The sequence below is a fragment of the Moritella marina ATCC 15381 genome, assembly GCF_008931805.1.
GTDB lineage: Bacteria > Pseudomonadota > Gammaproteobacteria > Enterobacterales > Moritellaceae > Moritella > Moritella marina.
Genome location: NZ_CP044399.1, coordinates 53,132 through 75,022 on the forward strand (window position 1 = coordinate 53,132; position 21,891 = coordinate 75,022).

A 21,891-nucleotide genomic window follows, 5' to 3' on the forward strand; every position below is an offset into this window, starting at 1 on the left:
GAGTTTATTGTCCGATTAAGCTATATAGCTTGGCGTTATTTTCCAATTGCTCGATGATGTTTTTCGCTTTCGACACAAACTGGGTTTTATCCTTGCCACGTAATGAATCGGCTTTGGGCAATGCTACCGTTTTGGGGTTTTTATGCTTACCATTAACCAAGAATTCATAATGTAAATGCGCGCCTGTTACACGGCCCGTAGCCCCCACAGTACCAATCTTTTGGTTCTGTTTAACACGTTGGCCCTTTTTGACTGTGCGTTTATTCAAGTGCAGATATTTAGTGACAATGTTAGCGTTATGCTTAATAAAGACGTAATTACCGTTAAAACGATTATAAGCAGAGGCGATCACTTTACCATCACCAGCAGATACAATTGGCGTGCCGGTTCTTGCTGCATAATCAATACCATTATGAGCACGTACTTTACCGGTCACTGGATGGCGGCGATTACGGTTAAAGCTAGAACTAATATATTTAAAGTTTACTGGCGCACGTAGGAAGGCTTTACGCATAGAGCGACCTGATGGTGTGTAGTAACTGCCATCTTGGTGGCGCACAGCTTGGAATTTATCACCTTGGTTAATAAACTCGGCGGCTAAAATATTACCGGTAGAGATAAAACCACCGTCAATGTATTGCTCTTCATAGATAACTGCAAAACTATCGCCAGCACGTATATCTAAGGCGAAATCAATATCCCAACCAAAGACGGTGGCTAAGTTCATTATTTGTTTTGCTGGCATATCTGCTTTTACCCCGGCATTCCAGAAGTTACTGGTGATCTCCGCGCGGGCAAACTGTTCTCGAATTTCAATTTGGTTTTTAATGTTTTTGGTACTGTAACCATCAGCCGTTTTATTGATATATAACGATTCTGTGGTGCTATATGGGTATATCAGCTCAACAAATTCGCCATTATTATCTGTTGTAATGGTTAATTTTTGGCCAGGATATATGCTGCGTAAGCGTTTTGCCGATGTTAATCTGTCGATTTCATAGATAGTTTTTGTCGATAAATGGCCACGCTTGCCGATTAATGACAGGTTATCACCCGATTTCACGACAATCTCTTCAGTGGTTAATCGTTGAATAACCGGCTTATTATCCTCTGCTGCGACTATATTTGGTAATTTTAAACTGTAGCGGTCGCCGATTTTATAGAGATAGAAAGATTCTGCATCTGATGATACTGGTGCGCTGGTGGACACAGGTAGAAACAGCAGCGTAATGATCAAACCAAAGATAATGAGAATGAACGTTCGGTGTTGTTTTGGTAATAGCTTAAAACGCTTACCGAATGACATAAAAAAGCACTACCTTGTGGTAATTTAAAAATAAGAGCCATATTCTAACAAATACTAAGGTCTGTGCAAAAAAAATTATCCTGAAATGCCAGAGTGCAACGGTTTTCAATTGTGATGCTATCCAGTACTATAGAGTGATTATATTTAGGTAATAAGTGTGGAGCTTAACATTATGACGCAAATCAATGATGCGTTACGCGAAATTAAACGTGGTACAGAAGAAATCCTAGTTGAAGAAGAGCTAGTTGCAAAACTAAAAGAAGGTCGTCCGCTAAGAATTAAATTAGGTGCTGATCCAACCGGTGCAGATCTACATTTAGGCCATACTGTTATCTTAAACAAGTTACGCCAATTCCAAGATCTTGGTCATGAAGTGATTTTCTTGATTGGCGATTTCACGGCAACTGTAGGTGATCCGTCAGGTAAAAATTCGACGCGTCCACCGCTAACACGTGAAGATGTTCTGGTTAATGCAAAAACATATACCGACCAGGTATTCAAAATTTTAGATGAAGCAAAAACCCGTATTGAGTTTAACTCAACATGGTTAAATGAATTAGGTGCTGCTGGCATGATCCGTTTAGCGTCGCAACAGACTGTTGCACGTATGCTAGAACGTGATGATTTCAAAAAACGTTATGCGTCTAATCAAGGTATTGCGATCCACGAGTTCATGTACCCATTACTACAAGGTTATGATTCGGTTGCGCTTAAATCAGATGTTGAGCTTGGCGGTACAGATCAAAAATTCAACCTATTAATGGGTCGTGAATTACAAAAAGCAGAAGGTCAAAAACCACAATCGGTTATCATGATGCCACTGCTTGTTGGTCTAGACGGTGTTAAAAAAATGTCTAAGTCAGCGAACAACTATATTGGTGTAACAGATGCACCAAACGAGATGTTTGGTAAGATCATGTCTATTACAGATGACTTGATGTGGAACTACTTTGAGCTGTTATCATTCCGCCCATTGGCTGAAATTGAGAAATTTAAAGCAGATATTGCAGCAAACGCAGTAAACCCGCGTGATGTTAAGATCTCATTAGCGAAAGAAATCATTGCTCGTTTCCACGATGAAGCGGCTGCTGAAAGTGCACATAATGATTTCACTCAGCGTTTTTCTAAAAATGCGATCCCTGATGAGATGCCTGAATTTGATTTTGCTGTCAGTGATGAGCTCGCGATTGCTAACTTATTAAAAGAAGCTGGTTTGGTATCTGGTACGTCGGAAGCGATGCGCATGATCAAACAAGGCGCTGTGAAGATTGATGGCGATAAAGTAGAAGATACACGCTTTGTACCTGCTGCCGGTACTGCTGTATACCAAGTGGGTAAACGTAAGTTTGCACGTATTACCCTTGGCTAATCGCTGATAATGCGTATTTAATAGTCAAGTAATAAAGAAAAAGCCCGTTATGATGATTGTCATAACGGGCTTTTTAGTTTCAAGCGGCTAGCTAATGTTATTTATTCTCGGTGATGTTTTAAAACAAAAATGGGTAAGCGTAAATGCCAATGTACAGCTGCCATGCGCAGTGTAAATACGCCTGTCATAGCGAGTAACATTGCCAAACCTTCTGTGATCCCAAGAGCCAGTGCGCCAGTATAAACCACGCCTCCCAGCACTGAGGCTGTCGCATAGATGTCTTTTTGTAATACCATCGGCACGCGGCTCGCCAATAGATCGCGGATAATACCGCCTGCGACACCGGTGATCACGCCCATGACTACTGCTGTCATACCCGGTGCGCCATACGCTAAGGCTTTCTGTGTACCGATCACGGTGAATAAGGCTAAACCTGCGGCATCGGCTAGCGGTAATAATATTGGCGGCATACGGTGACTACGATTGGCAAATAGTATCGTTAGTAGAGAGGTTAGAATAATAACGGTGAGGTAAGTGGGATCGTGTACCCAGAATGCAGGACCTACATCCAAAACTGCATCACGTATGGTACCGCCGCCAATGGCGGTTACCGCGGCCAATACGGTTGCACCGAAAGGGTCCATACGCATTTGACCTGCGACTTGTACGCCTGATATTGCAAAAACGGCAGTGCCAGCTAAATCGAGTAAATATATCATATCCATGTTCATCATCAGTAAACTTATTAATCCTTTCTACATTTGTCCGTGATTACGAAATGCTGAGTATACGGATAGAGAAAATGATTTCTTCTAGCTATATCGAAGTTCTAACAAATAAAGTTGCAAAATATAGATAAAATTTGAATTTTTGCTGTGAAATTTGGGAATGTAATAAATCTGATATTTCAGCTGAAATAGAGGGGTAAGTGAGTGAAATAGGTGTTCTATAGACATAAAAAAACAGCATAGAGAAGTTTTCTATTATTTATAAAGTATCATTATAAATTAAAAACTTTTCCATGCTGTTTTCGAAACTTTTAAAACTATAGGTTAGCGATTGATGGCAAAACACCACTTGTGATAGCTAAAGTAGTTAAAACAGTAAAAACGGCTAGAAATTCTTTCATGATTATGTCCTTGGATTGCAGTATTGGATACATTATGCACACATTCTATGTGTTTGGCCAGCTTTTTATGTGTAAAGTGTGTTTTTTGGTGCTTTGGGTCTTTGAAGTAGGTGAAGCGTCGATTAGTTACTATATTCACTTGCTGATTAACTCCTCGGCGTCTGTGTTCATGCCTCTATGCTCATTATAGTTTATAAAACGACTATAAAAATGTGCTTTTGGCTATCCCGTTGTTCACTTTGCTTGTGTTTGCTGAAACTGTGAGCGAGCTGTGGGTTATGCATTAATTTAACGAAAATGGGCCATGAGCGAATTCACATCTCAATAATAAGATTAAATGGATTTTATGGTTTGAATAGGGTGAAGTGTTGTCACATTCGTATTACAATGGGGCATTATGATTGTAAGCATTATCAGCATTGAACATAGAGTAATGCCATGATAATGAATTGATTAAAAAGGTTAGCATTATGAGTAATATGATCCCAATGACTGCACGTGGTGCAGAGAATTTACGTGTAGAATTAGAACATCTTAAAACAGTTCGTCGTCCTGAAATTGTAAATTCAATTGCTGAAGCGCGCGAACATGGCGATTTAAAAGAAAATGCGGAATATCACGCAGCACGTGAAGAGCAAGGATTCTGTGAAGGCCGTGTTCAAGATATCGAATGGAAACTGTCTAACAGCCAGATTATTGATGTGACAAAAATCACCAATAACGGTCGTGTTATTTTTGGTTCAACAGTCTGTCTTTACAACACTGAAACTGAAGAAGAGATCACTTACAATCTTGTGGGTGATGATGAAGCGAATATCAAAGAAAATCGCATTTCCATTAATTCACCAATTGCACGTGGTTTAGTGGGTAAAAGCGTGGATGATGTTGCAATGGTAACGACACCGGGCGGCGCGATTGAATTTGAAATTGTATCGGTAGAATATATCTAACTATCGACACATAGTTGATTAGCAATATAGCTAACTATCGAACATAGTATGAAGATGCAGACACGTATTATTGTGGTCTGCGACCCAGTGTTAACACTGGGTATAGTCGAGCTGGGATTCCTTGCCCAGCTGGATACTCACAAAGCGATTATTTCTTTGGCAGTATGATTTTCTTTTCATCACTTGTACGATAAATAACCAGCGTGTGACCAATGCTCATTACTTTTTCTGCGTTAGCTTCTTTAACAATGGTATCCATTACTAATGCTTTTTGGTCACGGTCTTCAGACGCAACTTTAATTTTAATTAGTTCATGATGTGCGATTGCGACTTCAATTTCAGCCATAACACCTTCAGTTAAGCCGTGTTGGCCTAGTAAGATGACAGGTTTTAATGAATGTGCTAAACCTTTTAGGTGTTGCTTTTGTTTGTTGCTTAATGCCATATTTTAAATTTCTTATTACTTAGGGTTGAAAAAGAGTAATTTTAGCTTCATCTTCATCTTAATACCATGCCATTATGGTAATGGTTTAAAAAAATATTATTAACAGGCTTTCAGATGACCCCGACACCGAAGAAAAAAAGTACCCAAAAAGGCAGTTCAAAAAACTGGCTGAACGAGCATCACAACGATAAATACGTTAAAGATGCAAAGAAACAAGGGTTGCGTTCACGTGCAACTTTTAAGCTTGAAGAGATCCAAGCAAAAGATAAATTATTAAAACCGGGTATGAATATTGTCGATCTTGGGGCTGCTCCTGGTGGTTGGTCACAATATGCTGTGAAGCAGTTAGGTGATAAAGGTCGTGTTATTGCTTGTGATATTTTAGCTATGGATCCAATTGCAGGTGTTGATTTCTTGCAAGGTGACTTTAGAGATGAAAAAGTATTGTCGGCTTTACTCGCGAAAGTGGGTGATGGCCAGATTGATGTTGTTATCTCTGATATGGCACCAAACATGAGTGGTAATATTGGTGTTGATCAACCAGCAGCAATGTATTTGGTCGAATTAGCACTCGAAATGTGCCGTGAAGTACTTAAACCAGGTGGTAGTTTTGCGGTTAAAGTGTTCCAAGGTGAAGGCTTTGAGCAATTTATGAAAGATGTGCGTAGTATGTTTACTGTCGTCAGAACCAGAAAACCGGATTCATCACGTGCACGTTCACGCGAAGTCTTTATCGTTGCAACGGGTTACAAAGGTTAAATTGTAGCAACAGGCTATAAAGGTTAAAATTTGTGGCTAGCTACAAAGGATAATATCACTACTGTTATTAAAGGATAAAACAGAGATTTGACGGTAATAAGCATTTTATTATGTTAATAAATCGTCAACTCTTGATATATTCAATTAGACAGTAGAGAATATCGAAAGGGTTCTGCACCTTACGTTTTACTTGTAAGGATCACAGGATGAAAATTTAAAATGTAAGTTGTTGTTAAACTGTCTATATTTAATATATTGAGTGTATCAACTGTTTTTTTTCAGGGAACTTAAGACCCGGAGAGGCTAGATTTTGAGTGATATGGCAAAAAATCTGATTTTATGGCTGGTTATTGCAGTCGTATTAATGTCAGTATTTCAGAGTTTCGGACCAAATGATAATTCCAGTAATCAGTTAGATTACAGTTCATTTGTACAACAAGTTAGAAATAAACAGGTTAACGAAGTTAAGATCAACGGACGTACAATCCGTGGTGTTAGCCAAGGCGGCCAGAAGTTTGTTACTTTCTTACCAGCGGAAGACCCACAGCTGTTAAATGACTTGTTAAACAACAACGTTAAAGTATTTGGTGAGCCTGAAGCAGAAGAAAGTTTACTGACTTCTATCTTCATCTCTTGGTTCCCAATGCTATTACTTATCGGTGTTTGGGTGTTCTTTATGCGCCAAATGCAAGGTGGCGGCGGTAAAGGCGCTATGTCATTCGGTAAGAGTAAAGCACGTCTAATGAGTGAAGACCAAATCAAGACAACATTTGCTGACGTTGCAGGTTGTGATGAGGCAAAAGAAGAAGTTGCTGAATTGGTTGATTACTTAAAAGACCCGACTCGATTCCAAAAATTGGGTGGTAAAATCCCAACGGGTATCTTATTAGTTGGTTCACCTGGTACAGGTAAAACATTACTAGCAAAAGCAATTGCTGGTGAAGCTAAAGTACCATTTTTCACTATTTCAGGTTCTGATTTCGTTGAAATGTTTGTTGGTGTTGGTGCATCTCGTGTGCGTGACATGTTCGAACAAGCGAAAAAATCATCACCATGTATCATCTTTATTGATGAAATCGATGCTGTAGGTCGTAAACGTGGTTCTGGTATGGGCGGTGGTCACGATGAACGTGAACAAACGCTCAACCAAATGTTGGTTGAAATGGATGGCTTTGAAGGTAATGAAGGTATCATTGTTATTGCTGCGACGAACCGTCCAGACGTACTTGATCCAGCACTACTACGTCCAGGTCGTTTTGACCGTCAAGTAACGGTTGGTCTACCTGATATTCGTGGTCGTGACCAGATCTTGAAAGTACATATGCGTAAAGTACCAATCAGCGATGACGTTGAGACAGTATTAATTGCACGTGGTACACCAGGTTTCTCTGGTGCTGAGCTTGCAAACTTAGTTAATGAAGCCGCACTATTTGCAGCGCGTACCAATAAACGCACAGTATCTATGGCTGAGTTTGAAAAAGCCAAAGATAAGATCTTGATGGGTGCTGAACGTAAGAGCATGGTCATGAGCGAAGAAGAGAAAACGATGACAGCGTACCATGAAGCTGGTCACGCAATCGTTGGTCGCTTAGTACCAGAGCATGATCCTGTTTATAAAGTAAGTATTATTCCACGTGGCCGTGCGCTAGGCGTGACAATGTACTTACCTGAACAAGATCGTGTGAGTCATTCAAAACGTCATTTAGAAAGCATGATCTCAAGTCTTTATGGTGGTCGTATTGCTGAAGAAATTATCTTTGGTAAAGACGCTGTATCTACTGGTGCTTCAAATGATATTGAACGTGCTACAGACATCTCTCGTAAAATGGTTACGCAATGGGGTCTATCTGAAAAATTAGGTCCGATGAAGTTTGCTGATGAGCAAGGTGAAGTATTCCTTGGTGGCGGTGGCTCACAAGCTGCAAGCATGTCAGCTGATACAGCGAAATTAATCGATGAAGAAATTCGTCACTTAGTTGATACTAACTATCAGCGTTCGTATAAATTGTTGAGTGAAAATATGGACATTTTGCATGCGATGAAAGATGCATTAATGAAATATGAAACAATCGATGCGAAACAACTTGATGACTTAATGGCGCGTGTTGAAGTGCGTCCACCTGCGGACTGGGGCGAAAGCTACGGTACATTGGATAAAGATGCATCTCAAGAAAGCAAAATTGATATTGAAAAAAAATCAAATATTGATCTTGAGAAAAAAAATGTAAAAGAAAGTGAAGACAATAGCGAAAAAGAGAATGATAAAAAAGATACAGAATAAGCTTCGCTTGCTCAGTATTACTTTATAGCTATTAATTCATGATAGAATAAACCTCGAGTCTAACTCGGGGTTTTTTTTTAGGGATTGAAACGATAATGCAGTTAAACTTAACGGCGAATAACAAGCATGTTAAAATGCTTAATCTGGATCAACCTGTGGTCATGGGGATTCTTAATGTCACACCAGATTCTTTTTCTGATGGTGGTCAATATCACGGTCTAGATGCTGCTTTTCAGCAAGCGCAAAAGATGGTTGCTGATGGCGCGACGATTATCGATATCGGTGGTGAATCAACACGCCCTGGTGCAAGTGCGGTGAGTTTAGAAGAAGAACTTGCCCGTGTGATCCCGATTATTGAACATATATCAGCACAACTTGATGTGATTATTTCTATCGATACCAGCAAAGCGGAAGTCATGCGCCAAGCTATTGCTGCAGGTGCGCACATTATTAACGATGTTCGAGCATTACAGGCAGAGGGCGCATTACAAGCGGCTGCTGAACTGGCTGTACCTGTTTGTATTATGCATATGCAAGGTCAGCCAAGTAATATGCAAGATGCACCGGCTTATCAAGATGTCACCGCAGAAGTTGTATCGTTTCTAGAGCAACGTATCTTGGATTGTGTTGATGCGGGTATCAAACGTGAACATATCATACTTGATCCTGGCTTTGGCTTCGGCAAGACCTTAGAGCAGAATTATCAGTTACTGGCTGACACCGCTTTGTTTCATCAATTTGGTTTACCTGTTCTGATTGGCGTTTCACGCAAGTCGATGATCGGTAATTTATTACAGTGTGATGAATCACAGCGATTAGCGGGTAGCCTTGCATGTGCGACTGCCGCTGCTGGCGATGGTGCACAAATTTTACGTGTTCATGATGTACGTGAAACTGCTGATGTATTAGCTGTCGTAGCACAACTTGCTAAGCACGGGTCAAACAAGTAAAGCAAACACAGAATAAAAAACCAAACATTAAATGAATAGACGGGTTGAACTCAATGTTGACTCGTATTAAACGATATTAGGGATTAAATATGTCAAGAAAGTATTTTGGTACAGATGGTATCCGTGGCCTTGTAGGTAAAGCACCTATTACTCCTGAATTTGTACTTAAACTAGGTTGGGCTGCAGGTAAAGTACTTGCACAGCAAGGCACTAAAAAAGTATTGATTGGTAAAGATACACGTATCTCTGGCTACATGCTGGAAAGCGCACTCGAGGCTGGTCTATCTGCAGCGGGTCTAGATGCTGCATTCATGGGCCCGATGCCGACACCTGCTGTTGCGTATTTAACCCGAACATTCCGCGCTGAAGCCGGTATTGTGATCAGTGCATCGCATAACCCATACCATGATAATGGCATTAAATTTTTCTCAGCGAATGGCACGAAACTACCAGACGAAGTCGAACTGGCGATTGAAGCACAGTTAGAAAAAGAATTGACCTGTGTTGAATCTGCATTACTGGGTAAAGCAGTGCGTATCGATGATGCTGCTGGTCGTTACATCGAATATTGCAAAAGCACATTCCCATCACGCGCGAGTCTTAAAGGCCTTAAAATAGTGTTAGATTGTGCTCACGGCGCGACTTATCACATTGCACCAAGCGTATTTAAAGAACTCGGTGCAGAAATTATTCCGATTGGTGTTAGCCCGAATGGCTTGAACATTAATGATGGCTGTGGTGCGACAGAACCAGCGGCATTAGCTGCACGCGTGCTTGCAGAAAAAGCTGATTTGGGTGTTGCTTATGATGGTGATGGCGATCGCCTGATGATGGTCGATCACACTGGTTATGTTATTGATGGTGATGAAATTTTGTATATCATGGCGCGTGAGGCGCTGCGCAACGGCGAGTTAAAAGGCGGTGTTGTTGGTACATTAATGGCAAATATGGGCTTAGAAGTCGCACTTAAATCTCTCGGGATCCCATTTGCACGTAGTGCGGTAGGTGATCGCTATGTCGTGGAAATGTTACTTGAAAAAGGCTGGCGCATTGGTGGTGAGAACTCGGGTCATATTATTTCACTGGATCACACGACAACAGGTGACGGTATCGTATCGAGCTTGTTAGTGTTAGCGGCTATGATTAACAGTGGTTTAACGCTGCAAGAATTACGTTCTGGCATGAGCAAGTTCCCACAAGTACTGGTGAATGTACGCTTTAGTGGTGATTCTGATCCATTGCTAGCTGAATCTGTATTAGCTGCGGTTAAAGATGTTGAACAAGAGCTTGCAGATCGTGGTCGTGTCTTACTGCGTAAATCAGGTACTGAACCGCTTATCCGCGTGATGGTGGAAGGTGAAGACGAAACGCATGTCTTAGCACTGGCGAATAAAATTGCTGATGCTGTAAAGGCCACTTTTTAACCCTACATAAACCATATAGACAATGAATTAAGGCTTATTAGTGTACCGCAAGTGATGTTGTTTTGTGCTAAAGCCTTTTATTCATTGTTTTTTTTAATAATCAGCTTGCAACTAGAGTAGAGGTTAGATAATATCTGCTTCGCTTTACCACTTGTCGTGATTTAGTTAGAGATTGACTGAATGTCGGATCAAGTGTCCCTTACCTCGGGTAAGGATGTTCGATAAAGCTATATTAAACCTTTTGAGATTTAGGTATTAAAATGTACGAAGTTATTATTGTTATTTACTTAATTGTTGCACTTGCAATCATCGGATTCGTTCTTATGCAGCAAGGCAAAGGCGCTGATATGGGTGCTAGCTTTGGTTCTGGCGGTTCAAATACTGTATTTGGTTCTGGCGGTTCAGGTAACTTTTTAACTCGCGTTACAGCTATACTTGCTGTTGTGTTTTTTGCTTTAAGCCTAGTGCTTGGTAATTTATCTACGCAATCTGAAACTGATGTGATTCTAGACGCTGAAAAACCAGTAATCACAAGTGATGTGCCAGTATCGCCAGTAGACAACAGCGACGTACCTCAATAAGCATTAAGCTTGGTGATTTAATTATCTGCTAGCTTAAGGCATTATGTAGTAAGACTAAGTTACAAATATTACCTCAAATTAATGATGTAACTTATAAAAAGAAAGAATAAATTTAGTATTGCGCGGATGTGGCGGAATTGGTAGACGCGCCAGCTTGAGGGGTTGGTGACTTAGGTCGTGGGGGTTCAAGTCCCCCCATCCGCACCACTAAATTTATAAGAATAAATATTAAAAGCTGATTCATTATGAATCGGCTTTTTTTGTTTTTATTGAAGCATTTAATTATTGCTATCAGTTTTACTGTTAACTTTAGTATTAAAGTTAATTTGGCCTTGCTTATTACTACCGCAATAGCCTATAATCAGCGCAGTAAGAACATTGTCGCGGGATGGAGCAGTTTGGTAGCTCGTCGGGCTCATAACCCGAAGGTCGTTGGTTCAAATCCAGCTCCCGCAACCAGTTCTTATACCTGTTGATAGGGCTAGTCAGCAGTGTGCAAATAGCATTACTTAAATTTATTTTTATCTCGATAAATTTAATTTACGTAATTCTATTGGCTTCTTGTTTATTATTTATTTAATAAGCGCCACGCAAGTGGATTACAAGGTCTAGTAGTAAGAAGCCTCGCCTTATAGTCGGGGCTTTTTTATTTTTTAAATTACGGGCATATGCCCTTTTTTCGTTTTTAGGGGGTTGTTTTGGCGAGTTTAGAACAAACACTAACTGAATTGTTAGAACCAACAGTTGAAATGTTAGGTTTTGACCTTATCGGTATTGAGTTCACACGCGCGGGTAAACACTCGACATTACTTGTTTATATCGATCATGAAAATGGTATTTTTGTTGATGACTGTTCGAAAGTAAGTCATCAAATTAGCGCCATTATGGATGTTGAAGATCCAATTACTACGGAGTACTTCTTAGAGGTATCTTCACCTGGTATGGAACGTCCATTATTTAAAGTTGCACATTACGCTGAGTACTGTGGTTCTGAAATTAAAGCATTATTACGTATGGCTGTTAATGGTCGTCGTAAGTTTAAAGGCGTAATCAAAAGTGTTGATGGTGAGATGATCACTGTAACAATTGATGGCAAAGACGAAGTCTTAGCACACGCAAATATCCAAAAAGCAAATATAGTTCCAAAATTTGACTAACGAGGCGTCCGGGAATGAATAAAGAAATTCTGTTAGTTGTTGATGCAGTTTCTAACGAGAAAGCACTACCTCGTGAGAAAATTTTCGAAGCGATGGAAATTGCTTTAGCAACAGCGACTAAAAAACGATATGAAGGCGAAATTGAAGTTCGTGTTGAAATTGACCGTAAAACCGGTAATTTTGAAACGTTCCGTCGCTGGCTTGTAATCGATGATAAAGGTGAAGCATTAGAAAACCCTTTCTCTGAAATTACCCTGGACGCTGCTAAATTTGATGATGAAACCATCGAAGTGGGTGGTTACATTGAAGATACAATTGAATCAGTTGTATTTGACCGTGTAACAACGCAAACAGCCAAGCAAGTAATCATTCAAAAAGTACGTGAAGCAGAACGCGATTTAATCGTTCAGCAATACGCTAAACACGAAGGTGAGCTAATCACTGGTTTAGTTAAACGTGCTAACCGTGAAACTGTGGTATTAGATCTGGGTAACAATGCTGAAGCAGTAATGTTTAAAGACGAAATGCTACCACGTGAATCATTCCGTACAGGCGATCGCATTAAAGGCTTACTGAAAGAAGTAAAACCTGAAGCGCGTGGCACTCAGCTATTTATTAGCCGTGCATGTAACGAAATGCTAATCGAATTGTTCCGCGTAGAAGTGCCTGAATTCAACGAAGAGATGCTTGAACTTAAAGCCGCTGCTCGTGATCCAGGTTCGCGCGCTAAGATTGCTGTTAAATCTAACGACAAACGTATCGACCCTGTTGGTGCTTGTGTTGGTATGCGTGGCGCACGTGTACAAGCCGTTTCAAGTGAACTTAACGGTGAACGTGTTGATATTATCCTTTGGGATGATAACCCAGCACAATTCGTTATCAATGCAATGGCGCCTGCTGAAGTTGCTTCTATTATTGTTGACGAAGATCAACACTCAATGGATATTGCGGTTGAGCAAGATAACCTAGCACAAGCAATTGGCCGTAACGGTCAAAACGTACGTCTAGCGTCACAACTTACGGGTTGGGAACTAAACGTGATGACAGTTGCTGAAGCGAACGAAAAACACCAGAAAGAAAACGACCGTTTGATGAATATCTTCACTGATAAATTAGATATCGATGAAGATATGGCTGAATTACTGATCGGCGAAGGTTTCTCTTCTCTAGAAGAAATCGCGTATGTACCAGTTAATGAATTCTTACAAATCGATGGTTTTGATGAAGATCTAGTTGATGAATTACGTTCACGTGCTAAAAACGCACTAACGACATCTGCACTTGCTGCAGAAGAATCACTAGAAGGTGCAGAACCAAGTGCAGATTTATTAGCGCTTGAAGGCTTAGAGAAGCACCTAGCTTATGTACTTGCAAGCATCGGAGTAACTACTCTGGAAGAGCTGGCTGAACAAGGCATCGACGATTTAAGCGAAATTGAAGAGTTAACGGATGAACGTGCTGGTGAATTAATTATGGCTGCACGTAATATCTGTTGGTTCAGTGATAGCGAATAATAACGCGAAGAGAGGGATCGAATTACATGGCAGATGTATCAATTACAAAATTGGCCGAGGATATCGGTACGACTGTTGATCGCCTAGTACAACAATTCTCTGATGCTGGTATAGCAAAAGCGAACGATAGTACGGTTAATGAAGGTGAAAAGCAGACACTACTTGTGCACTTAAGTGAACAACACGGTAGTGATACGGCTGAGCCAAGTCGCTTAACATTACAACGCAAAACCAAAAGCACGCTTAGCGTAGCAAGCGGTGGCGGTAAGCAGAAATCAGTAGCAGTAGAAGTACGTAAAAAACGTACTTACGTAAAACGTACTGCCGCTGAAGATGAAGCGCAATTAGCAGAAGAAAAAGCTGCTGCAGAAGCAGCTGAATTAAAAGCACAAGCTGAAGCGAAAGCTCAAGCAAAAGCACAAGCTGATGCTCAAGCAAAAGAAAAAGCAGACGCTGAAGCAAAAGCAAAACGTGATGCTGCAGATAAAGCAAAACGTGACACAAAACAGAAAACTACTAAATCAAAAGAGGCAGATGATATGGCGAAGCGCGAAGCGGAAGCGTTGAAGCAGAAGCAAGAGCAGGAAGCCACTCGTAAAGCTGAGCTGGAAGCTCAACAAAAAGCTGAAGAAGCACGTAAATTAGCAGAAGAAAACTCTGGACGTTGGGCTGCAGAAGAAGCTGAACGTGCAAAAACAGAGAAGTCGGCTGATTACCACGTAACAACATCTACACATGCGCAAGCAGCTGAAGATGATGCTGATGCACAGGCGCAAAAAGGTGAACGTAAGAAAAAACCTGTTGCACCTGTAACTGAAGCTGCCAAACCTGCACCAAAAGGTAAAGGTAAAGCACGTAAAGCGAAAGGTCGTAAGCCTGATAACCGTTATAACCGTCATCAAGGTAAATCTGTTAACGCACCTGAAGGCATGCAGCAGGGCTTCAACAAGCCAGTTGCTAAAGTTGAACGTGATGTTCGCATCGGTGAAACGATCAGTGTTAGTGAATTAGCACAAAAAATGGCAATCAAAGCGACTGAAATCATCAAATATATGATGAAGCAGGGCTCTATGGTTACTATTAACCAAGTACTTGATCAAGAAACTGCACAACTTGTTGCGGAAGACATGGGTCATAAAGTTATCTTGGTTAAAGAGAATGCTTTAGAAGAAGCTGTATTAGCTGACGCGCAAGATGTAACACAAGGTGTTAAAGTTACTCGTGCACCAGTTGTTACTATCATGGGTCACGTTGATCATGGTAAAACATCACTACTAGATTATATCCGTCGCGCTAAAGTTGCAGACGGTGAAGCCGGTGGTATTACACAGCATATTGGTGCTTACCACGTTGAAACTGAAAACGGCATGGTGTCTTTCCTTGATACTCCTGGTCACGCGGCGTTTACGTCAATGCGTGCTCGTGGTGCTCAAGCAACTGATATTGTTGTTCTTGTTGTTGCTGCAGACGATGGTGTTATGCCACAAACAATCGAAGCTATCCACCATGCGAAAGCAGCGGGTGTGCCACTGATTATTGCTGTGAACAAGATGGATAAAGAAGGTGCTGATACAGACCGCGTTAAGAGTGAACTAGCTCAACACAACGTTATGCCAGAAGACTGGGGCGGCGAAAACATGTTTGTTTATGTTTCTGCTAAAGCGGGTACTGGTGTTGATGAACTACTTGAAGCTATCTTATTACAAGCTGACGTATTAGAACTAGAAGCGGTTGCTACTGGTCCTGCTGCGGGTGTTGTTATTGAATCTCGTCTTGATAAAGGTCGTGGTCCAGTTGCAACTGTACTTGTACAACAAGGTGAATTAAAACAAGGCGATATCGTTCTTTGTGGTCTAGAATACGGCCGTGTTCGTGCAATGCGCGATGAGAATGGTAAAGCAATCGAATCTGCTGGTCCTTCTATTCCTGTAGAGATCCTAGGTCTTTCTGGTGTGCCTCAATCAGGTGATGAAGCAACAGTTGTTCGTGATGAGAAGAAAGCACGTGAAGTTGCGCTTTACCGTCAAGGTAAATTCCGTGATGTTAAACTTGCTCGTCAACAGAAATCTAAACTTGATAACATGTTTGCGAACATGGAAGCGGGCGAAGTTTCTGAGCTTAACATCGTGCTTAAAGCTGATGTTCAAGGTTCACTTGAAGCACTTTGTGATTCACTAGTGAAACTATCAACTGACGAAGTTAAAGTAGCAATCATCACACGTGGTGTTGGTGGTATTACTGAAACTGACGTGACACTAGCTGCTGCATCAAACGCAATCGTACTTGGTTTCAACGTACGTGCTGACGCAAAAGCGCGTGAAGTTGTAAGCAACGAAAGTGTTGATTTACGTTACTACAGCGTTATCTATGATGTAATTGATGAAGTTAGACAAGCGATGAGCGGTCTGCTTGCACCTGAGTTCCGTCAAGAAATCATTGGTCTGGCTGAAGTTCGTGATGTATTCAAATCACCTAAAATCGGTTCTATTGCTGGTTGTATGGTTACTGAAGGTATCATCAAACGTAGCGCACCAATCCGTGTACTACGTGATAACATCGTTATCTACGAAGGTGAGCTTGAATCTCTACGTCGCTTTAAAGATGACGTACAAGAAGTTCGTATGGGTATTGAATGTGGTATCGGCGTTAAGAACTATAACGACGTACGCGTTGGTGACCAAATCGAAGTATTCGAAACTGTTGAAATTAAACGTACTCTGTAACGATTAATTGCTCGGTTCGATAAAAATAATTTGATGGGGGCCTTAGGTCCCCATTTTCCTTTAGAGGAATTTTAAAAATGGCTAAAGAATTCAGTCGTTCTCGTCGTGTTGCTCAGCAACTACAACAAGAAATCGCACGTATTTTACAACGTGAAGTAAAAGATCCGCGTGTTGGTATGGTAACAGTATCAAGTATCGATCTATCTCGTGATCTATCTTACGCAAAAGTATATGTTACTTTCTTCAACATCGATAATGATGAAGAGCGTATCAAAGATGGTATTGCAGCACTAGATACAGCAAGTGGTTATATCCGCTCATTAGTGGGTAGCTCTATGAAGCTACGTATCGTGCCTGAACTACGTTTCATCTATGACAATACACTTGTTGAAGGTATGCGTCTTTCAAGCTTAGTAACTGAAGTACGTGCTAAAGATAAAAAGCTGCAAGATGATTACGGTACTACGGCAGATGAAAAAGACGCTTCTGAAGGAGAGTCTTAGTCATGTCTGGACGTCGTCGTCGCTGGAATGGCCGTGATGTACATGGTGTATTCTTGTTGGATAAACCAACAGGCATTAGCTCAAACGATGCATTACAGCGTGTTAAGAAAATTTTCTTTGCTGCCAAAGCGGGTCACACTGGCGCTTTAGATCCACTTGCGACTGGTATGTTACCGCTCTGCTTTGGTGAAGCAACGAAGTTTTCACAATTCTTGCTTGATTCAGACAAGCGTTACATCGTAACGGCAAAGCTGGGTGAACGTACGGATACATCTGATTCACATGGCGAGATCGTGCAAACGCGCACCGTTAATGTGAGCGATGCTGAGTTGTTAATTGCGCTTGATACTTTCCGTGGTGACACGAAGCAAGTACCGTCAATGTTTTCGGCATTGAAACACGAAGGCAAGCCTTTGTACTGGTATGCGCGTCAAGGTATCTTTATCGATCGCCCTGCACGTCCTATTTCAGTTTTTGAACTTAAATTATTAAGTTTTGAAAATGATGAAGTTAACTTAGAAATTCACGTGAGTAAGGGTACATATATCCGTACTATCGTTGATGATTTAGGGGAGCTACTAGGCTGCGGTGCACACGTCTCTATGTTACGCCGTATTGGTGTTAGCGCTTATCCAGCAGAACGTATGATGACGTTTGAACAGCTGGAAGAGATGGTTGAACAAGCGAAAGCAGCGGGTGTTGAACCGAAAGATGTACTTGATCCGTTACTGATGCCACTTGATTCAGCGGTAAGTCATTTACCTGAAGCGAACATGAGTGAAGAAACGGGCGGTTTTGTATTACATGGGCAACCTGTTGTAGTACCGAACACGCCAGAGTCTGGCTTAGTGCGCATGACGGTTGGTGACGAGCGTGCTTTCATTGGCGTTGGTGCTATCGATGACCAAGGCAGAGTGGCTCCTAAACGTATCGTTAATTACGAAACGCAGGCGCGCGAAGCAAAATAAGTTCATTATTCATATGTGTTTAATGAATGCGATAAAAGGCATTATTACCCAGGTAATAGTGCCTTTTTTATACGCCTTTTTTTGTTTGTCTATTCAGGGCTAAAAATGATTGCAGGAATTAAGCTAGATCTGTATACTCCGCGGTTCTTCTTATAGCTGAACGAGTGGTCGGCTATAAGCTATTTATCTATATTGGAGATTCCACTATGTCATTAAGCGCTGAAGCTAAAGCAGTAATCGTTGCAGATTTCGCACGTCAAGAAGGCGACACAGGTTCAACTGAAGTTCAAGTTGCACTTCTAACTGCACAAATCAACCACCTTCAAGGTCACTTCAAGAAGCACATCCATGATCACCACAGCCGTCGTGGTCTATTACGTATGGTTGCTAGCCGTCGTAAACTTCTTGACTACCTAAAACGTACTGAAAACGTACGTTATGCAGATCTTATTGCACGTCTAGGTCTACGTCGTTAATCGACGATTAATTTGACGTCTACGGACAACAGATTATAAGAAAGGAGCCAATTTGGCTCCTTTTTGCTGTTAAATTTACCTGAAAATGCCCCCTCATTACGTTATTTTCCAACTTATTTCACTATTTCCAATACTTACATTGCCCTTTAATTTTTTTATGCAGTATACTTAGCGACGAAATTAAAGAGACATTAAAGATTAAGGACAAAGAGTGAATCCTATCGTAAAATCGTTTAAGTATGGTCAACATACAGTTACATTAGAAACAGGTGTTATTGCACGTCAAGCAACAGCAGCTGTAATGGCAAGCATCGGTGATACTTCTGTTTTAGTAAGTGTTGTTGGTAAAAAACAAGCTGAAGCTGGTCGTGATTTCTTCCCGCTAACAGTGAATTACCAAGAACGTACTTACGCTGCAGGTAAGATCCCTGGTGGCTTCTTTAAACGTGAAGGCCGTCCAAGTGAAGGCGAGACTTTAACATGTCGCCTAATCGACCGTCCAATCCGTCCACTATTTCCTGCTGGCTTCAAAAATGAAGTACAAGTAGTTGCTACAGTTGTATCTGTTAACCCAGAAATCCAACCTGATTTGGTTGCATTAATTGGTGTATCAGCTGCATTAAGCATCTCTGGTATGCCGTTCAATGGTCCTATCGGTGCTGCACGTATCGGTTTCCAAAATGACGAATACATTCTTAACCCATCAACCTCTGAGTTAGCAGAAAGCAAATTAGACCTAGTTGTTGCTGGTACTGAAAATGCAGTACTTATGGTTGAGTCTGAAGCTGAAATTCTAAGCGAAGAACAAATGCTAGGCGCGGTTGTTTATGGCCACGAACAAATGCAAGTTGTTATCGAAGCTGTTAAAGAATTTGCTGCTGAAGTTAACACACCTAAATGGGATTGGTCTGCACCAGTTGTAAACACTGAGCTTAAAGCAAAAATCGCTGAACTAGCTTCAGGTGAACTTGCTGAAGCATACCAAATCCAAGAAAAAACTGAACGTTACGCTAAAGTTGGTGGCATCAAGTCAGCAGCAATCGCTAAACTTCAAGAAGAAAACGAAGAGCTAAACACGCGTGAAGCGGGTGAACTACTTGGTTCTTTAGAAAAGAATATCGTACGTAATCGTATTCTAGATGGCGAACCACGTATTGATGGTCGTGATCCAGAAATGATCCGTGCTCTAAGCGTAATGACTGGCGTTCTACCACGTACACACGGTAGCTCACTATTCACACGTGGCGAAACACAAGCACTTGTTACAGCTACATTAGGTACTGAACGTGATGCACAACGTATCGACAGCCTAACTGGTGAAACTGTTGACCGTTTCCTAATGCATTATAATTTCCCTCCTTACTGTGTTGGTGAAACGGGTATGGTAGGTTCGCCTAAACGTCGTGAAATTGGTCACGGTCGTCTAGCGAAACGTGGCGTTTTAGCTGTTATGCCAAACGCAGATGAATTCCCGTACACAGTACGTGTTGTATCTGAAATTACTGAATCTAACGGTTCAAGCTCAATGGCTTCTGTATGTGGTACTTCGTTAGCACTTATGGATGCAGGTGTGCCAATCAAGGCTTCTGTTGCGGGTATCGCAATGGGTCTAGTTCTTGACGGTGACCGTAGCGTAGTACTTTCAGACATCCTTGGTGATGAAGATCACTTAGGTGACATGGACTTTAAAGTTGCTGGTTCAACTGGCGGTATCACTGCACTACAGATGGATATCAAAATTGAAGGTATCACTAAAGAGATCATGCAGAAAGCGCTTGTACAAGCAAAAGCTGCACGTTTACATATCTTAAGTGTTATGGATCAAGCTATCGCAACTAACCGTGATGACGTATCTGAATTCGCACCGCGCATTCACACAATCAAAATCAACACGGACAAGATCAAAGATATCATCGGTAAAGGCGGCGCAACAATCCGTGCACTTACTGAAGAAACTGGTACTACGATCGAAATCGAAGATGACGGTACAGTGAAAATTGCAGCGACAAGTGGCGAACAGGCACAAGCAGCAATCGAACGTATCCACCAATTAACTGCTGAAGTTGAAGTTGGTCAAATCTACGAAGGTAAAGTTGTACGTCTAGCTGACTTCGGCGCATTTGTTAACATCTTACCTGGTAAAGATGGCTTAGTTCACATCTCGCAAATTACGCAAGAACGAGTGAACAAAGTTGCAGATCACCTGTCTGTAGAACAAGTAGTTAAAGTTAAAGTTCTAGAAGTAGATCGTCAAGGTCGTATCCGTCTAAGTATTAAAGAAGCAATGGACGCTCCTGCAGCGCCAGCTGAGCAACCTGTTAGCGAATAACTTGTTGTTAATTTAGATTGATTATTTTAAGGAGCGTTGATACGCTCCTTTTTTGTATCTGTAAATAATAAGTGGTAATTATGAAAAGATGTCTTAGTTTATTAATTGTTACAGCCTTACTTTCAGGTTGTAGTTCACTGTCGGGATCTTTTTCAACTGATGACCGTACGCCTTCCGAATTAATTCTCGCAGAACCACTTCAAGTTAATTACCAAACCGAAATTATGTTAATGCGCTATAGCCAGTTGATCCTGGATGCTAAAGACGACCGTAGTCGCCAGGCGCGCTATTTTTATGAGCGAGGCTTACTCGCTGATAGCATGGGGTTACGTTCATTGGCACACGCTGACTTTCAACGTTCTTTGACATTACAGCCTGATTTTGTCCCAGCTTATAATTTCATTGGCTTGTATATGACGCAAACCGAGCAATTTGATGAAGCCTATGATGCGTATGATTCTATTGCGCAGTTAGATCCCGAGAATAATTATGTACTTCTGAATCGCGGTATCGCTTTATATTATGGTGAGCGTTATCGTTTAGCGACTGATGATCTAATCAGTGCTTATAATGAATCGCCTAACGACCCATTTAGAACATTGTGGCTGTATTACCCTGAATATGAAGTAAGTCCTCAAGATGCATTAGCCGCCGTTAAAACGCGTTACAGCCAGCATATTGATAATAATTGGTCATGGAATATTGTGGCGCTGTATACTCAAGAGCTAAGCGAGACGCAATTATTGGCGAAATTACTTGATGGTTTAGATAAGACAGATCCCGCGTACAATAAAATATTAGCGCACCGTTTAACTGAAACGTACTTTTATCTGGGTAAATATAAACTACTGAGCAATGATAATCGTGCTGCTGAAAGCTATTTTAAGTTGGCTCTTAGCAATAATGTCTATGAATTTATTGAGCATGGTTATGCGCGTTTAGAATTGTCGAGATTAGCCGCTAAATAATAAAAGCAGACCCCCTCCCAGCCTCCCCCTTGCAGTTAAAGGGGAGGAGCAGACCCCCT

The 21,891-nt window shown here is 41.2% G+C and carries 18 protein-coding genes and 2 tRNA genes; 17 read left to right on the top strand and 3 right to left on the bottom strand.

The window, feature by feature from the left end:
* Nucleotides 1-4: 4 nt before the first annotated feature.
* Nucleotides 5-1,306, bottom strand: a complete 1,302-nt coding sequence (locus FR932_RS00380; protein WP_019440411.1) for a peptidoglycan DD-metalloendopeptidase family protein — start codon at nt 1,304-1,306, stop codon at nt 5-7.
* Between the two features lie 172 nt (nt 1,307-1,478).
* Here FR932_RS00380 and tyrS point away from each other — a divergent pair, with 172 nt between their 5' ends.
* Complete coding sequence (gene tyrS / locus FR932_RS00385) at nt 1,479-2,675, top strand: tyrosine--tRNA ligase (RefSeq protein ID WP_026032071.1); 1,197 nt, start codon at nt 1,479-1,481, stop codon at nt 2,673-2,675.
* Nucleotides 2,676-2,776: 101 nt separating this feature from the next.
* Here tyrS and FR932_RS00390 read toward each other — a convergent pair whose 3' ends face one another.
* On the bottom strand, nt 2,777-3,400 hold the full coding sequence (locus FR932_RS00390; protein ID WP_019440409.1) for a trimeric intracellular cation channel family protein: 624 nt from the start codon (nt 3,398-3,400) through the stop codon (nt 2,777-2,779).
* Between the two features lie 874 nt (nt 3,401-4,274).
* Here FR932_RS00390 and greA point away from each other — a divergent pair.
* The gene (greA, locus tag FR932_RS00395; protein WP_019440408.1) at nt 4,275-4,754 is read left to right on the top strand and encodes a transcription elongation factor GreA; all 480 of its coding nucleotides are present in this window, start codon (nt 4,275-4,277) and stop codon (nt 4,752-4,754) included.
* Nucleotides 4,755-4,902: 148 nt separating this feature from the next.
* Here the strand turns inward: greA and yhbY are convergent, their stop codons facing one another.
* The gene (gene yhbY, locus FR932_RS00400) at nt 4,903-5,199 is read right to left on the bottom strand and encodes a ribosome assembly RNA-binding protein YhbY (RefSeq protein WP_019440407.1); all 297 of its coding nucleotides are present in this window, start codon (nt 5,197-5,199) and stop codon (nt 4,903-4,905) included.
* A 114-nt stretch (nt 5,200-5,313) separates the two neighbouring features.
* Here yhbY and rlmE point away from each other — a divergent pair, with 114 nt between their 5' ends.
* The 15 genes from rlmE (at nt 5,314) to nlpI (ending at nt 21,832) form a co-directional block, all read left to right on the top strand.
* Nucleotides 5,314-5,958 (top strand): 23S rRNA (uridine(2552)-2'-O)-methyltransferase RlmE, encoded by a 645-nt coding sequence (gene rlmE, locus FR932_RS00405; protein WP_019440406.1) that lies wholly within the window; start codon nt 5,314-5,316, stop codon nt 5,956-5,958.
* 319 nt (nt 5,959-6,277) lie between these two features.
* The gene (gene ftsH / locus FR932_RS00410) at nt 6,278-8,239 is read left to right on the top strand and encodes an ATP-dependent zinc metalloprotease FtsH (RefSeq protein WP_019440405.1); all 1,962 of its coding nucleotides are present in this window, start codon (nt 6,278-6,280) and stop codon (nt 8,237-8,239) included.
* A gap of 95 nt (nt 8,240-8,334) precedes the next feature.
* Entirely contained in the window at nt 8,335-9,189 is an 855-nt protein-coding gene (folP, locus tag FR932_RS00415; protein WP_019440404.1) for a dihydropteroate synthase, read from the top strand.
* An 89-nt stretch (nt 9,190-9,278) separates the two neighbouring features.
* A complete protein-coding gene (gene glmM / locus FR932_RS00420; RefSeq protein ID WP_019440403.1) occupies nt 9,279-10,613 on the top strand; it encodes a phosphoglucosamine mutase in 1,335 nt (444 codons plus the stop codon).
* A gap of 260 nt (nt 10,614-10,873) precedes the next feature.
* Nucleotides 10,874-11,194, top strand: a complete 321-nt coding sequence (gene secG, locus FR932_RS00425; RefSeq protein WP_019440402.1) for a preprotein translocase subunit SecG — start codon at nt 10,874-10,876, stop codon at nt 11,192-11,194.
* Between the two features lie 122 nt (nt 11,195-11,316).
* Nucleotides 11,317-11,401: transfer RNA gene (locus FR932_RS00430), tRNA-Leu, on the top strand.
* A 175-nt stretch (nt 11,402-11,576) separates the two neighbouring features.
* Nucleotides 11,577-11,653: transfer RNA gene (locus tag FR932_RS00435), tRNA-Met, on the top strand.
* 239 nt (nt 11,654-11,892) lie between these two features.
* Entirely contained in the window at nt 11,893-12,351 is a 459-nt protein-coding gene (rimP, locus tag FR932_RS00440) for a ribosome maturation factor RimP (RefSeq protein ID WP_019440401.1), read from the top strand.
* A 14-nt stretch (nt 12,352-12,365) separates the two neighbouring features.
* Complete coding sequence (nusA, locus tag FR932_RS00445) at nt 12,366-13,865, top strand: transcription termination factor NusA (RefSeq protein ID WP_019440400.1); 1,500 nt, start codon at nt 12,366-12,368, stop codon at nt 13,863-13,865.
* 26 nt (nt 13,866-13,891) lie between these two features.
* Nucleotides 13,892-16,588 (top strand): translation initiation factor IF-2, encoded by a 2,697-nt coding sequence (gene infB, locus FR932_RS00450; RefSeq protein WP_019440399.1) that lies wholly within the window; start codon nt 13,892-13,894, stop codon nt 16,586-16,588.
* Between the two features lie 77 nt (nt 16,589-16,665).
* Nucleotides 16,666-17,091: a 30S ribosome-binding factor RbfA gene (gene rbfA, locus FR932_RS00455; RefSeq protein WP_019440398.1), complete on the top strand. Its 426-nt coding sequence runs from the start codon at nt 16,666-16,668 to the stop codon at nt 17,089-17,091.
* A 2-nt stretch (nt 17,092-17,093) separates the two neighbouring features.
* Nucleotides 17,094-18,059 (top strand): tRNA pseudouridine(55) synthase TruB, encoded by a 966-nt coding sequence (gene truB, locus FR932_RS00460; RefSeq protein ID WP_019440397.1) that lies wholly within the window; start codon nt 17,094-17,096, stop codon nt 18,057-18,059.
* A 206-nt stretch (nt 18,060-18,265) separates the two neighbouring features.
* On the top strand, nt 18,266-18,535 hold the full coding sequence (gene rpsO, locus FR932_RS00465; RefSeq protein ID WP_019440396.1) for a 30S ribosomal protein S15: 270 nt from the start codon (nt 18,266-18,268) through the stop codon (nt 18,533-18,535).
* 211 nt (nt 18,536-18,746) lie between these two features.
* Nucleotides 18,747-20,864: a polyribonucleotide nucleotidyltransferase gene (gene pnp / locus FR932_RS00470; RefSeq protein ID WP_019440395.1), complete on the top strand. Its 2,118-nt coding sequence runs from the start codon at nt 18,747-18,749 to the stop codon at nt 20,862-20,864.
* Nucleotides 20,865-20,944: 80 nt separating this feature from the next.
* Entirely contained in the window at nt 20,945-21,832 is an 888-nt protein-coding gene (gene nlpI / locus FR932_RS00475) for a lipoprotein NlpI (protein ID WP_019440394.1), read from the top strand.
* Nucleotides 21,833-21,891: the final 59 nt, after the last annotated feature.

Excerpts from the sequence above, each read along its gene's own strand:
- rlmE (WP_019440406.1), top strand. The coding sequence starts at position 5,314 with ATGACCCCGACACCGAAGAAAAAAAGTACCCAAAAAGGCAGTTCAAAA.
- secG (WP_019440402.1), top strand. The coding sequence starts at position 10,874 with ATGTACGAAGTTATTATTGTTATTTACTTAATTGTTGCACTTGCAATC.
- FR932_RS00380 (WP_019440411.1), bottom strand. The coding sequence starts at position 1,306 with ATGTCATTCGGTAAGCGTTTTAAGCTATTACCAAAACAACACCGAACG.
- nlpI (WP_019440394.1), top strand. The coding sequence starts at position 20,945 with ATGAAAAGATGTCTTAGTTTATTAATTGTTACAGCCTTACTTTCAGGT.
- infB (WP_019440399.1), top strand. The coding sequence starts at position 13,892 with ATGGCAGATGTATCAATTACAAAATTGGCCGAGGATATCGGTACGACT.
- nusA (WP_019440400.1), top strand. The coding sequence starts at position 12,366 with ATGAATAAAGAAATTCTGTTAGTTGTTGATGCAGTTTCTAACGAGAAA.
- yhbY (WP_019440407.1), bottom strand. The coding sequence starts at position 5,199 with ATGGCATTAAGCAACAAACAAAAGCAACACCTAAAAGGTTTAGCACAT.
- glmM (WP_019440403.1), top strand. The coding sequence starts at position 9,279 with ATGTCAAGAAAGTATTTTGGTACAGATGGTATCCGTGGCCTTGTAGGT.
- greA (WP_019440408.1), top strand. The coding sequence starts at position 4,275 with ATGAGTAATATGATCCCAATGACTGCACGTGGTGCAGAGAATTTACGT.
- tyrS (WP_026032071.1), top strand. The coding sequence starts at position 1,479 with ATGACGCAAATCAATGATGCGTTACGCGAAATTAAACGTGGTACAGAA.
- folP (WP_019440404.1), top strand. The coding sequence starts at position 8,335 with ATGCAGTTAAACTTAACGGCGAATAACAAGCATGTTAAAATGCTTAAT.
- rbfA (WP_019440398.1), top strand. The coding sequence starts at position 16,666 with ATGGCTAAAGAATTCAGTCGTTCTCGTCGTGTTGCTCAGCAACTACAA.
- truB (WP_019440397.1), top strand. The coding sequence starts at position 17,094 with ATGTCTGGACGTCGTCGTCGCTGGAATGGCCGTGATGTACATGGTGTA.
- rpsO (WP_019440396.1), top strand. The coding sequence starts at position 18,266 with ATGTCATTAAGCGCTGAAGCTAAAGCAGTAATCGTTGCAGATTTCGCA.
- ftsH (WP_019440405.1), top strand. The coding sequence starts at position 6,278 with ATGGCAAAAAATCTGATTTTATGGCTGGTTATTGCAGTCGTATTAATG.
- FR932_RS00390 (WP_019440409.1), bottom strand. The coding sequence starts at position 3,400 with ATGGATATGATATATTTACTCGATTTAGCTGGCACTGCCGTTTTTGCA.